The 13,572-nt window shown below is 70.8% G+C and carries 10 protein-coding genes; 9 read left to right on the top strand and 1 reads right to left on the bottom strand.

All coding sequences use genetic code 11. The features are described from left to right. The first annotated feature begins 399 nt into the window (after nt 1-399). On the top strand, nt 400-825 hold the full coding sequence (locus ACH47Z_RS00970) for a Rieske 2Fe-2S domain-containing protein (protein ID WP_399069107.1): 426 nt from the start codon (nt 400-402) through the stop codon (nt 823-825). A 69-nt stretch (nt 826-894) separates the two neighbouring features. Here the strand turns inward: ACH47Z_RS00970 and ACH47Z_RS00965 are convergent, their stop codons facing one another. Further along, nucleotides 895-1,842 (bottom strand): hypothetical protein, encoded by a 948-nt coding sequence (locus ACH47Z_RS00965; protein WP_399069106.1) that lies wholly within the window; start codon nt 1,840-1,842, stop codon nt 895-897. Nucleotides 1,843-2,125: 283 nt separating this feature from the next. On the opposite strand from ACH47Z_RS00965, the gene ACH47Z_RS00960 reads away from it, so the two are divergent. The 8 genes from ACH47Z_RS00960 to ACH47Z_RS00925 all read left to right on the top strand — a co-directional run bounded on the left by ACH47Z_RS00960 (nt 2,126) and on the right by ACH47Z_RS00925 (nt 13,570). Then, nucleotides 2,126-2,500 (top strand): hypothetical protein, encoded by a 375-nt coding sequence (locus ACH47Z_RS00960; RefSeq protein ID WP_399069104.1) that lies wholly within the window; start codon nt 2,126-2,128, stop codon nt 2,498-2,500. Between the two features lie 68 nt (nt 2,501-2,568). Further along, nucleotides 2,569-4,692: an excinuclease ABC subunit UvrC gene (gene uvrC, locus ACH47Z_RS00955; RefSeq protein ID WP_399069103.1), complete on the top strand. Its 2,124-nt coding sequence runs from the start codon at nt 2,569-2,571 to the stop codon at nt 4,690-4,692. Next, nucleotides 4,689-5,711: an RNase adapter RapZ gene (rapZ, locus tag ACH47Z_RS00950; RefSeq protein WP_399069101.1), complete on the top strand. Its 1,023-nt coding sequence runs from the start codon at nt 4,689-4,691 to the stop codon at nt 5,709-5,711. Before uvrC ends, rapZ begins: the two co-directional genes overlap by 4 nt. Continuing rightward, entirely contained in the window at nt 5,708-6,775 is a 1,068-nt protein-coding gene (gene yvcK, locus ACH47Z_RS00945; protein ID WP_399069099.1) for a uridine diphosphate-N-acetylglucosamine-binding protein YvcK, read from the top strand. The genes rapZ and yvcK overlap by 4 nt, the downstream gene beginning before the upstream one ends. Further along, nucleotides 6,766-7,755 (top strand): DNA-binding protein WhiA, encoded by a 990-nt coding sequence (gene whiA, locus ACH47Z_RS00940; RefSeq protein ID WP_014672011.1) that lies wholly within the window; start codon nt 6,766-6,768, stop codon nt 7,753-7,755. Before yvcK ends, whiA begins: the two co-directional genes overlap by 10 nt. A gap of 155 nt (nt 7,756-7,910) precedes the next feature. Continuing rightward, nucleotides 7,911-10,862, top strand: a complete 2,952-nt coding sequence (locus ACH47Z_RS00935; RefSeq protein WP_399069097.1) for a M14 family zinc carboxypeptidase — start codon at nt 7,911-7,913, stop codon at nt 10,860-10,862. A 354-nt stretch (nt 10,863-11,216) separates the two neighbouring features. Then, nucleotides 11,217-12,224, top strand: coding sequence for a type I glyceraldehyde-3-phosphate dehydrogenase (gene gap, locus ACH47Z_RS00930; protein ID WP_399069095.1), 1,008 nt, complete (start codon nt 11,217-11,219; stop codon nt 12,222-12,224). A 134-nt stretch (nt 12,225-12,358) separates the two neighbouring features. Next, entirely contained in the window at nt 12,359-13,570 is a 1,212-nt protein-coding gene (locus ACH47Z_RS00925) for a phosphoglycerate kinase (RefSeq protein WP_399069093.1), read from the top strand. The last annotated feature ends 2 nt before the right edge of the window (nt 13,571-13,572 follow it).

Here is a 13,572-nt window from a genome sequence, read left to right as displayed (position 1 = left end):
CCGGCCCCCGCGGGGGCTCCGGCCGGGAACGTACCCCATCGACCGCCTCGACGTAAACGCTTACGTCCTCCGCCCAGACAGCTGCCACCCGTCGCGCGGGCCCCACTGCAGCGCTTTCGCTCCCAACCGCGCGCTCTCAGCCACTCTCCGCTCGGCAACCAGGCTCACTCGTGCCCAGACCGGCTGCGCGCGAACCGGGCCGGGTCGGGCAGACTCGGCACGGACTGCAGCGAGGGGCGCCTTCCGCTCCCGCAGCCCTGCCCCGCTGCGTGCCCTCCGCCTCCCCTCCCGGCCCGCACCTTTCCCCCGAGCACCGCCTCCTCCCCGCCCCCGCCACAGGACCGGCCCTTCTGCCCGGGTATGGTCGCCCTGCACAGCCCTTGACCAGTGGAGTTCCAGATGCCCGCCCGACCGTCCGCGAGCCGTCGTACCGTCCTTCGAGGGGCCGCCGTGGCCCCGGTCGCCGGGCTCGGCCTGGCCGCGTGTTCGGCGCCGGGCGGTGATTCGGCCTCGGCCACCCCCACCGCGCCGGTCGACCTCGGTGCCGAGAGCGAGGTCGCGAAGGGTGGTGCCAAGCTCTACCGGGATCACAACGTGGTCGTCAGCCGCGACAACAGCGGCGCGCTGAAGGCGTACAGCACGATCTGCACGCACGCGGGGTGTCCTATCAACAAGCTGCAGGGGACGACCCTGATCTGCCCCTGCCACGGCAGCCAGTTCGACGCCACGACGGGCAAGGTCGTCCAGCAGCCGGCCACCGAGCCCCTCGCCGAGCTGCAGGTGAAGGCGGCAGGCGGCAGGATCATCGCCGGCCCGGGGGCCTGACCCGGCGGCGGGTCGGCATCATCGCCGCCGACGTCAACAGGGTTGTGGTGGAGGGGACTTTACTTGACTTCACTCCCAGTCCCACGCGATGCCCACGATGCCCGGCCGGATCCGTGGCTCGACCACGTGGACGCAGTGGTGCGGCCCGGTGAGTGGTAGTTCCTGTCGGCCGCTGCGTGGGGCCGCCGCCGAGGGCTGGGCGAAGCGGTGGCAGTGTGCCGGGAGCGCGGCCGGATCGAAGCGGACCTGGAGCGCGTACTGACCGCCGGGGGAGCAGAAGCGGTGCAGGTACTCACGGGAGGGTCCGGCCGTGCCGTCCTCGATGCCGTACCGGAAGAGGAAGGTGTCGCCGGAGCGCAGCGCGGTGCCGAAGAGCAGCTCGGCCACCAGCACGCCGGTGTCCTGGTCCCAGCGGACGCGTCCCGTGCGGCAGTTCTCCAGGGCCCGCACCCTGATGTCCTGCGGACGGCAGCCGGGGTCGCCGTGGTGCACGGCGAGGAAGCGGTCGACGCCGTCGCGGTCGGCCCGCACGATGTGGTGAGCCTCGCGGCCCGCCAGCTCACGGCGGGCGCCGATCCGGACGTACTCGTGATGGCCGAGGGTGTGCAGTCCGCAGTCGGAGGGCCTTCCGAGACCAGCCCGGAGCCGGTCCAGGACGTCGGACGCCTCGATCAGGGCGCGGTAGGAGCGGGCCCCCGGATGGCCGGCCACCGTGCGCTCATGGGTGTCGGTGAGCAGCCGGATCAGTGACTCGTCCGGCAGCTGGAGGATCTCCTCCAGCGCTCGTACGGCCCGCAGCGACTCGGGTCGCTGAGGGCGGCGGGCGCCCTGCTGCCAGTAACTGAGACTGGTCACACCGACCTTGACCCCGTGGCGGGACAGGTGGTGCTGGACACGCTGGAGGGGCAGTCCGCGTGCGGCGATCGCGGCGCGCAGCGCCACGTGGAAGGGGCCGCCCCGCAGGGCCGTGTCCAGTTCCGCGGTGGGGACGTCCGCGTGCTCGGTGGCATGCCGCATGCCGAGGCGCCTTTCTGTGAGGTGTCGCTACGGCTGGTCAGGCCGTCTGCGCTGGTGTGCGGGGCCACCCCCGTGGCGCTGTGGACGCCTGTGGCTGGGCACGCCGCATCTCGTTGTGCGGGCGTGCCCGGCCCCGAGTTCCCCCGCATTGAAGCGTGTTGACCAGACCCCGACAACACCTCGAACCCGCCACGGCCCCGCCCGGCCGGACCGTGGCGCGCCACCGGAGCCGTCCCTCACCGGCATCGCGTCGGCGTCCGCCGCCGCATGGGAGGATCGGCGCGTGACGGAGACCTGGGCATTCGCGGGTGACGACATCGCCGTGACGCCCGAGGAGGCGGTCGCCGGGCTGCGGCAGCGGATCACCGAGGGGAGTCTCGAGACCTGGTTCACCAGCTCTGCCGGGCATCGGCTGAGCCTGCTGCCCCGTACCGAGCGCGCGCTGGTGATGCTCCTCGGCGCGGACGGCGACCCGGGCGGGCACGCGGTCACCGCCGGAGCCCGGGGCCTGAGCGGGGGCTTCCGGCTCGCGAACGGGCAGTGCGACACGTATCCCGACGAGGACACCGTGCCGCTCGACGAGGCGCTCGGGATCGTCGGGCAGCTGATCGGTACCGGTGTGCCGTCGGCCGGTGCCGGATGGCGCGAGGACGGGTGAGCGACGCGGGTGCGGCCGTTGTCCACAGGCCCGACGCGGTGTCGGTGCTCGCCAGTAGGGTGTGAGACATGGCCGACCCCTCCAGCTACCGCCCCAGGCCGGGTGAGATCCCGGACTCTCCGGGGGTGTACAGGTTCCGTGACGAGCACCGCCGGGTGATCTACGTCGGAAAGGCGAAGAGCCTGCGCCAGCGCCTGGCGAACTACTTCCAGGACCTGGCGAACCTGCACCCGCGCACCCGGACGATGGTGACCACCGCCGCGTCCGTGGAGTGGACCGTGGTGTCCACGGAGGTCGAGGCGCTCCAGCTGGAGTACTCATGGATCAAGGAGTACGACCCCCGGTTCAACGTCAAGTACCGCGACGACAAGAGCTACCCGTACCTCGCGGTGACGATGAACGAGGAGTTCCCGCGCGTGCAGGTGATGCGCGGTCACAAGAAGAAGGGCGTCCGGTACTTCGGGCCGTACGGCCACGCGTGGGCCATCCGGGACACCGTCGACCTGCTGCTGCGGGTCTTCCCGGTGCGCACCTGCTCGGCCGGCGTGTTCAAGAACGCCGCCCGCACCGGCCGGCCCTGCCTGCTCGGCTACATCGGCAAGTGCTCGGCCCCCTGCGTCGACCGGATCAGCCCCGAGGACCACCAGGAGCTGGCCGAGGAGTTCTGCGACTTCATGGCCGGCCGCACCGGCACCTACCTCCGCCGTCTGGAGAAGCAGATGATGGCGGCGGCCGAGGAGATGGAGTACGAGCGGGCCGCCCGGCTGCGTGACGACATCGAGGCCTTGAAGAAGGCCATGGAGAAGAACGCGGTCGTGCTCGCCGACGCGACCGACGCCGACCTCATCGCCGTCGCCGAGGACGAGCTGGAGGCGGCCGTGCAGATCTTCCACGTGCGCGGCGGCCGGGTGCGCGGCCAGCGCGGCTGGGTGACCGACAAGGTCGAGGACGTCACCACCGGCGCCCTGGTCGAGCACGCGCTGCAGCAGCTGTACGGCGAGGAGACCGGGGACGCCGTACCGAAGGAGGTGCTGGTCCCGGCCCTGCCCGAGCCGGTCGAGCCGGTCCAGGAGTGGCTGACCGGCCGCCGCGGGTCGAACGTGTCGCTGCGTATCCCGCAGCGCGGCGACAAGAAGGCGCTCATGGAGACCGTGCAGCGCAATGCCCAGCAGGCCCTGGCCCTGCACAAGACCAAGCGCGCCTCCGACCTGACCACGCGCTCGCGTGCCCTGGAGGAGATCGCCGAGGCCCTCGACCTGGACAGCGCCCCGCTCAGGATCGAGTGCTACGACATCTCGCACCTTCAGGGTGACGACGTGGTCGCCTCCATGGTCGTCTTCGAGGACGGCCTGCAGCGCAAGAGCGAGTACCGCCGCTTCCAGATCAAGGGTCGTGTCGGAGACACGCAGATTTGGCACGGTGCGGGGCAGGACGACGTCCGCTCCATGCACGAGGTGATCAGCCGCCGCTTCCGGCGCTACCTCGCCGAGAAGGAGAAGACGGGGGAGTGGGCCGACGGCGAGGACGCCACGGCCGGCGGCGAGTCCGACGGGTCCGTGCTCACCGGCACGGACGAGATCATGAACTCCCTCAAGGACGACGACGGCCGCCCCAGGAAGTTCGCGTATCCGCCCCAGCTGGTCGTGGTCGACGGCGGCCAGCCGCAGGTCGCGGCGGCCCGGCGGGCCCTGGACGAGCTGGGCATCGACGACGTCGCCGTGTGCGGCCTCGCCAAGCGCCTGGAGGAGGTCTGGGTGCCCGGCGAGGACGACCCGGTGGTCCTGCCGCGCACCAGCGAGGGTCTGTACCTGCTCCAGCGCGTGCGGGACGAGGCCCACCGCTTCGCGATCACCTACCAGCGCACCAGGCGGGCCAAGCGCTTCCGCGCCGGTCCCCTGGACGACGTCCCCGGCCTCGGTGATACCCGCAAACAGGCGCTCATCAAGCATTTCGGCTCGGTGAAGAAGCTCCGGTCCGCGACAATCGAACAGATCCAGGAGGTGCCCGGGATAGGCCGGAAGACGGCCGAGACCATCGCCGCGGCCCTCGCCCAGGCGGCCCCGGCCGCACCCGCCGTGAACACGGCGACCGGAGAGATCATTGAAGACGAGGAACCCGATACGACGGGCGGTTCCTCGGGGGAGCCCGTGACCGCGGGCCCCCCGGACGAACGACGGGGGCAGGAGACATGAGCGAGTACGACGCACATCCCACAGCCGAGCGAGATACGGCGCACAAGGAACCGGGCCGGGACCGGCCCCAGCCCGCGGCCGGCGAGCAGCACGCGGTCCAGGAAGACAACGGAGCACAGGTGAGTACGGACGTCACGGCGGCCGCGGCCCCCGAAGCGGCCATCCCCGAGCTGGTGATCATCTCCGGCATGTCCGGAGCGGGCCGGTCGACGGCCGCGAAGTGTCTGGAGGACCTCGGCTGGTTCGTCGTGGACAACCTCCCGCCCGCCCTGATCCCCACCATGGTGGAGCTGGGCGCCCGCTCGCAGGGCAACGTGGCGCGGATCGCGGTCGTCGTGGACGTGCGCGGCCGGCGTTTCTTCGACAATCTGCGCGAGTCCCTCGCCGACCTGGACACCCGGGGCGTCACCCGGCGGATCGTCTTCCTGGAGTCCTCCGACGAGGCCCTGGTGCGCCGCTTCGAGTCGGTGCGCCGCCCGCACCCGCTGCAGGGCGACGGCCGCATCGTGGACGGCATCGCCGCCGAGCGCGAGCTGCTGCGCGAGCTGCGCGGGGACGCCGACCTGGTGATCGACACCTCCAGCCTCAACGTGCACGAGCTGCGCGCCAAGATGGACGCGCAGTTCGCCGGCGAGGAGGAGCCCGAGCTGCGGGCCACGGTGATGTCCTTCGGCTTCAAGTACGGCCTGCCGGTCGACGCCGACCTGGTCGCGGACATGCGGTTCCTGCCCAACCCGCACTGGGTCCCGGAGCTGCGCCCGTACTCCGGCCTCAACGAGGAGGTCGCCGCCTATGTCTTCAACCAGCCCGGCGCCAAGGAGTTCCTCGACCGGTACGCCGAGCTGCTGCGCCTCATCGCGGCCGGCTACCGGCGTGAGGGCAAGCGGTACGTGACCATCGCCATCGGCTGTACCGGCGGCAAGCACCGCTCGGTGGCGATGTCGGAGAAGCTCGCCGCGCGCCTCGCGGCCGAGGGTGTGGAGACGGTGGTCGTACACCGGGACATGGGACGGGAATGACGGAACGTACACCGCGGCTGAGCAGGCTGCGCCGGATGGTGCCCGAGTCGCGCGCCGGCCGCCCGGCTGAGCCCCGTGGCGGCCGGCCCCGCCGCCGGGGCACCCAGCCCAAGGTCGTCGCGCTCGGCGGCGGCATGGGTCTGTCCGCCTCGCTCGCTGCGCTGCGCCGGATCACCGGCGACCTCACCGCCGTCGTCACCGTGGCGGACGACGGCGGTTCCAGCGGCCGGCTCCGGGACGAGCTGGGAGTGCTGCCGCCCGGCGACCTGCGCAAGGCACTGGCCGCGCTCTGCGGCGACGACGACTGGGGCCAGACCTGGGCCCGGGTCATCCAGCACCGCTTCCAGTCCCAGGGCGACCTGCACGAGCACGCGGTCGGCAACCTGCTGATCGTCGCCCTGTGGGAGCAGCTCGGCGACCATGTGCAGGCCCTGGACCTGGTCGGCAAGCTGCTCGGCGCGCACGGCCGCGTGCTGCCCATGTCGGCCGTACCGCTGGAGTTGCAGGCCCTGGTCAAGGGGCACGACCCGGAGCGCCCGGACGACGTGGACATCGTGCGCGGGCAGGCGACGGTCGCGCTGACGCCCGGCGAGGTGCAGTCGGTGCATCTCGTGCCGAACGACCCGCCGGCCGTGCCCGAGGCCGTCGCGGCGGTCCAGGACGCGGACTGGGTGGTACTCGGACCCGGTTCCTGGTTCTCCTCGGTGATCCCGCACCTGCTCGTCCCCGAGCTGCTGGACGCCCTCACCGAGACCAAGGCGCGCAAGGTGCTCTCCTTGAACCTCGCCCCGCAGCCGGGTGAAACCGAGGGCTTCTCACCGCAGCGTCATTTGGAGGTTTTGGGGCGACACGCCCCTAAACTCGCCCTGGACGTGGTGCTGGCCGACGAGGCCGCCGTGCCCGACCGCGACTCGCTCACCGAGGCCGCCAAGCGGCTGGGAGCCGCGGTCGAGCTGGCGCCGGTGGCCCGGACCGACGGCAGTCCCCGGCACGACCCGGAGCTGTTGGCCGCCGCGTACGACCGTATTTTTCGGATGCATGGAAGGATCGGCCCATGGCGATGACGGCAGCGGTGAAGGACGAGATCTCCCGGCTCCCCGTCACCCGGACCTGCTGCAGGAAGGCGGAGGTCTCCGCCATTCTGCGGTTCGCCGGCGGCCTTCACCTGGTGAGCGGGCGCATCGTGATCGAGGCGGAGCTGGACACCGCGATGGCGGCCCGCCGCCTCAAGCGGGACATCCTGGAGATCTTCGGCCACAGCTCCGAGCTGATCGTGATGGCGCCCGGCGGGCTGCGCCGCGGCTCGCGCTACGTCGTCCGGGTCGTCGCGGGCGGTGACCAGTTGGCCCGCCAGACGGGTCTGGTCGACGGCCGGGGCCGACCGATCCGGGGGCTGCCCCCGCAGGTGGTCTCCGGGGCCACCTGTGACGCGGAGGCCGCCTGGCGCGGGGCCTTCCTGGCGCACGGCTCGCTGACCGAGCCCGGCCGTTCCTCGTCCCTGGAGGTGACCTGCCCGGGTCCGGAGGCCGCGCTCGCGCTGGTCGGCGCCGCCCGTCGGCTGTCCATCGCCGCGAAGGCCCGTGAGGTGCGGGGCGTGGACCGGGTGGTGGTCCGCGACGGCGACGCGATCGGCGCGCTGCTGACCCGGCTCGGCGCGCACGAGTCGGTGCTGGCCTGGGAGGAGCGCCGGATGCGCCGCGAGGTGCGGGCGACGGCCAACCGGCTCGCCAACTTCGACGACGCCAATTTGCGCCGTTCGGCCCGCGCCGCCGTGGCCGCCGGCGCCCGGGTGCAGCGTGCCCTGGAGATCCTCGGCGACGAGGTGCCCGAGCATCTCGCGGCCGCCGGGCGGCTGCGCATGGAGCACAAGCAGGCCTCGCTGGAGGAGCTGGGCGCGCTCGCCGACCCGCCGCTGACCAAGGACGCGGTGGCGGGCCGGATCCGCCGACTGCTGGCGATGGCCGACAAGCGTGCCGCCGACCTGGGCATCCCGGGCACGGAGGCCAACCTCACCGAGGAACTGGCGGACAACCTGGCCGGCTGACCGACCCCATGTGAACAAGCCGGTGCTGAGGCCCAGTTGACGCTTCGGCGCCGGCGTTCGCGTATCCGACGAGCCTTCGTTCGCGTGGCTGTGAAGCGCTCTTGACTCGATCACAGACTGACATGAGCCTGGCAACCTCACTGCTAGGGGGGTTCATGAGACACAGAGCGAGATCGATCCTCGCTGTCGGCGCGCTCCTGATCGGCGGAGCGAGCCTCGCACCCATCGCCCAGGCACAGAGCGGGAGTTCCCCGAAGACCGACCCTGACCAGGTCAAGGTCTTCCACGCCGACGTCACCCGGAAGCAGATTCCCCTGCTGCTCGCCGCCGGGCAGGACGGCCAGGAACTCGGCGACCAGGTCAAGGCGGGTGGAAAGACCGAGGTCGAGGTCTATCTCACCGACCGACAGGCCGCCCAGCTCCGCAAGCAGGGCGTCGACCTCGTCGAGCACACCGTCCCGGCGAAGGCGCTGGCGCAGGGGGAGAAGGCCTCCCAGGGCGTGTTCCGCCCCTACAGCGGAAGCGGCGGACTGAAACAGGAGATCCTCGACACCGCCCAGGCCAGCCCCGGCCTCACCAAGGTCGAGTCCATCGGCAAGACCGTCAACGGCCAGGACATCCTCGCGCTCAAACTGACCAAGAACGCGAAGAAGTCGGAGGACGGTTCTAAACCCTCCGTGCTGTATCTGTCCAACCAGCACGCGCGCGAGTGGATCACGCCGGAGATGACCCGGCGCCTGATGCACTACTACCTCGACCACTACGCCACCGACCGGCGCATCCGGAAGATCGTCGACTCGACCGAGCTGTGGTTCGTCCTCTCCGCCAACCCCGACGGCTACGACTACACGTTCAAGAGCCCCTCGACCCGCCTGTGGCGCAAGAACCTGCGGGACGTCAACGGCGACGGGGTCATCGGCGCGGGCGACGGCGTCGACCTCAACCGCAACTTCCCCTACAAGTGGGGCTACGACGACGAGGGTTCGTCCCCCGATCCCACCAGCGAGACCTACCGCGGCGCGAGGCCCGAGTCCGAGCCGGAGACCAAGGCGCTGGACGGCTTCGAGAAGCGCATCGGGTTCCGCTACGCCGTCAACTACCACTCCGCCGCCGAACTCCTTCTCTACGGCGTCGGCTGGCAGGTCGCCACCCCCACCCCGGACGACGTCGCCTACAAGGCGCTCGCCGGCACCCCCGACAACCCGGCCATCCCCGGTTACCATTCACAGCTCTCCTCGGAGCTGTACACCACCAACGGCGAGGCGGACGGCCACGCGTCCCACGTCAACGGCGTCGCGATGTTCACGCCGGAGATGTCGACCTGCCAGACCGCGTCGAGCATCGACCCCAACGACGCCTGGAAGCCGGAAGACTGCCAGTCGGTCTTCAACTTCCCCGACGACGAGAAGCTGATCCAGCAGGAGTTCACCAAGAACATCCCCTTCGCGCTCTCCGTCGCCGAGACCGCCGTACACCCGGACCGGCCGGCCTCCGCGGTGGGCCTGAGCGCCGCCGACTTCACCCCGGCCGCGTTCTCCACGTCGTACTCCCGGGGCGCGGACCAGGAGGTCTCCGTCGTCGTCCGCAAGGCGATCCGCGACAAGGAGCTGAAGTACCGCGTCAACGGCGGCCGCGTCCTCGACCAGACGCTGCGGCACTGGAAGGGCGGCCGGGTCTACGGCGGTGAGGACGACCTGTACTTCGACGAGTACCGGGCCAAGGTCCGGGACGGCGGGCCGGGCGACCGGGTCGAGGTGTGGTTCACCGGGGAGACCGGCGGCAGGAAGGTCTCCAGCCCGCACTTCACCTACACCGTCGCCGACACGCCCCGGGCCGACACGCTCGTCGTCGCCGAGGAGGGTACGGCGGCCACGCGGGCGCAGACGTACGTCGACGCGCTCAAGGCCGCCGGGCACCGGGCGATCGTGTGGGACGTGGCCACCCAGGGTGTCCCGGACGCGCTCGGTGTGCTGAAGCACTTCAGGACGGTCGTGCACTACTCCGGCGCGCACGGCCCCGGCAACGCCACCCAGCTCCAGCTGCGCGCCTACCTCAACGAGGGCGGCCGGCTGATCGAGGCCGGTGAGCAGGCCGGCGGCAATGTCGACCTCGGCGGCGGCACCCTCTCCAACGACTTCAGCCAGTACTACCTGGGCGCCTACAGCCGTACGTCGACCAAGGGGGCCACCGGCTTCACCGGCTCCGGCACCCTCGACGGCTACACCGGTGCCCTCGGCGACGCGCCCGGCGACCCGCTGGACGCGGCCGGCACCTACAGCGTGACCTCCGAAGAGCTGCCCGTCGCCACGTACCCGCAGTTCAGGAGCGCGGGCGCGGGCCGGTTCGCCGGGGTCACCGATCCGTACGGGCCGTACAGCGGCGCGTACATGGCCGCCGCCGTGCACACCGACGACGCCTACAAGCGCCTCACCCGCACCATCGACCTCACCGGTGTCAGCGCCGCCGACAAGCCGGCCCTGAGCGCCCGGCTGCTGTGGGACACCGAGCCCGGTTACGACCACGCGGTGATCGAGGCGCACACCGTGGGCGCCGACGACTGGACCACGCTGCCGGAGGCCGGGGGCGCCACGACGGCGGCCGTGCCGGCGGACTGCGGGCAGGGTTTCCTGATCGGCGAGCATCCCTGGCTCACGCACTACCTGACGGTCAAGGACAACGCCTGTGCCGCGACCGGCACGAGCGGCTCCTGGAACAGCCTCACCGGCAGCTCCGGTGGCTGGCGGCAGGTGAGCTTCGACCTGAGCGCGTACGCCGGGAAGTCCGTCGAGGTCTCGATCAGCTACATCTCCGACCCGGGCACCGGCGGGCACGGCGTCCTCGCCGACGACGTCTCGCTCGTCACCGGCGGCACGACCAGGGAGGCCGAGGGCTTCGAGACCTCCCTGGGCGCCTGGCACGTGCCCGGACCGCCGCCGGGCAGCCCGGCCGCCCGGAAGGACTGGACGCGCACCGGAGCGCTGTACCGCACCTATGGAGCGGTCACCACGGACGACACCGTGCTGCTCGGCTTCGGTCTGGAGCAGGTGCCGTCGGCGGCCGACCGGACCGCCCTGCTGCGGAAGGCGTTCGCCGCGCTCGGCGGGTGAGGGGCGCCACGTTGACAGATCCCGCTCACCTTGTTCCAACAGGTGAGCGGGACCCCTCTCAACGGTGCGCGGAACAGGCCTCCATCAGGCCCTGATCAAGTGAGCCGACCCGCTCACGAACGAGTGAAGAGGGCGTAAAAACTGCCCGGCATTCCGTACTAAATACGGGTGAAACCACTGTCGATCCGGGACGGTCCGTACCCCTACTGCCGGGTACGGACCGCCTGCCCGTGTATGGGCCATCTCGATGTCACCCCGGGGCCCTCAGCGGGGTAGGGTCGGTGGTGGTCGGGGACATCCCAAACAGAGCTCGCCGGCACCGCATGGTCGGCGTACCAACGAGGAGATCGGTTCGTGACGATCCGCGTAGGCATCAACGGCTTCGGCCGCATCGGTCGTAACTACTTCCGCGCGCTGCTGGAGCAGGGTGCTGACATCGAGGTTGTGGCTGTCAACGACCTGGGTGACACCGCGACCACCGCGCACCTGCTGAAGTACGACACGATCCTGGGCCGCCTCAAGCAGGAGGTCTCCCACACCGCCGACACCATCACGGTCGACGGCCACACCATCAAGGTGCTCTCCGAGCGCAACCCGGCCGACATCCCCTGGGGCGAGCTGGGCGTCGACATCGTCATCGAGTCGACGGGCATCTTCACCAACAAGGCCGACGCCGAGAAGCACATCGCCGGTGGCGCCAAGAAGGTCCTCATCTCGGCTCCGGCCAAGGACGAGGACATCACCATCGTGATGGGCGTCAACCAGGACAAGTACGACGCGGCCAACCACCACGTCATCTCCAACGCCTCCTGCACCACCAACTGTGTGGCCCCGATGGCGAAGGTCCTCGACGAGAACTTCGGCATCGTCAAGGGTCTGATGACCACGGTGCACGCGTACACGAACGACCAGCGCATCCTCGACTTCCCGCACAAGGACCTGCGCCGCGCCCGCGCCGCCGCCGAGAACATCATCCCGACCACCACCGGTGCCGCCAAGGCCACCGCCCTGGTCCTCCCGCAGCTCAAGGGCAAGCTGGACGGCATCGCCATGCGCGTCCCGGTCCCGACCGGCTCGGTCACCGACCTGGTCGTCGAGCTCGGCCGCGAGGTCACCAAGGAAGAGGTCAACGCCGCCTTCCAGAAGGCCGCCGAGGGCGAGCTGAAGGGCCTCCTCGACTACACCGAGGACCCGATCGTCTCCTCCGACATCGTCAACGCCCCGGCGTCCTGCACCTTCGACTCCTCCCTGACCATGGTCCAGGAGGGCAAGAACGTGAAGGTCATCGGCTGGTACGACAACGAGTGGGGCTACTCCAACCGCCTCGTGGACCTCACGGTCTTCGTCGGCGGCCAGCTCTGATCGTCGCAAGCGGATCTTGAAGTGAGAGCAGGGCCCGTGCAGCGCAACGCCGCGCTGTCCGGGCCCTGTCCCACGCCCGGACCACGTCCTTTTACGATCAGGTGCACCACGAGCCCTCCTCAGGAGTCCACTCAATGAAGACGATCGACGAACTTCTCGCCGACGGCGTGAGCGGCAAGCGGGTCTTCGTCCGCGCCGACCTCAACGTGCCGCTGGCCGACGGGAAGATCACCGACGACGGCCGCATCCGCGCCGTCCTCCCCACCATCAAGGCCCTGGTGGAGGCCGGCGCCAAGGTGGTCGTCGCCTCGCATCTGGGCCGCCCCAAGGGCGCCCCCGACCCCGCGTTCTCGCTGCTGCCCGCCGCGGAGCGCCTCGGTGAACTGCTCGGCGCCCCGGTCGCCTTCGCCCAGGACACCGTCGGCCCCGCCGCCCACGACGCCGTCGACGGCCTTCAGCCCGGCCAGGTCGCGGTCATCGAGAACCTGCGCTTCAACGCCGGCGAGACCGCAAAGGACGACACCGAGCGCGGCGAGTTCGCCGACCGGCTCGCCGCCCTCGCCGACGTCTACGTCGGTGACGGCTTCGGCGCCGTGCACCGCAAGCACGCGTCCGTCTTCGACCTGCCGAAGAAGCTGCCGCACTACGCCGGCTACCTCATCGCCACCGAGGTCGGCGTCCTGAAGCAGCTCACCGAGGACGTCAAGCGCCCCTATGTCGTCGCGCTCGGCGGCGCCAAGGTCTCCGACAAGCTCGCCGTCATCGACGAACTGCTCGGCAAGGCCGACCGCCTGCTCATCGGCGGCGGCATGGCGTACACCTTCCTCAAGGCCAAGGGCTACGAGGTCGGCATCTCCCTCCTGCAGGAGGACCAGATCCCGGCCGTCACCGAGTACATGGAGCGCGCGGAGAAGAACGGCGTCGAGCTGCTCCTCCCCGTCGACGTCCTCGTCTCGCCGGAGTTCCCGGACCTGAAGGGGCTGACCCCGGCCAACCCCACGACCGTCGCCGCGGACGCCATCCCCGCCGACCAGGAGGGCCTGGACATCGGTCCGGAGACCCGCAAGCTGTACGCCTCGAAGCTCGCCGACGCCGCGACCGTCTTCTGGAACGGTCCCATGGGAGTCTTCGAGCACCCCGACTTCGCCGAGGGCACCAGGGCGGTCGCCCAGGCACTCGTCGACGCGGACGGCTTCACCGTCGTCGGCGGCGGTGACTCCGCCGCGGCCGTGCGTACGCTCGGCTTCGACGAGAACGCGTTCGGACACATCTCGACCGGTGGCGGCGCCTCCCTCGAATACCTCGAGGGCAAGACGCTCCCCGGCCTCGCCGCACTGGAGGACTGACC

This window comes from Streptomyces sp. NPDC020192 (genome assembly GCF_044388685.1).
Taxonomy (GTDB): Bacteria; Actinomycetota; Actinomycetes; order Streptomycetales; family Streptomycetaceae; genus Streptomyces.
This window is presented reverse-complemented; position numbering and strand designations above follow the sequence as displayed.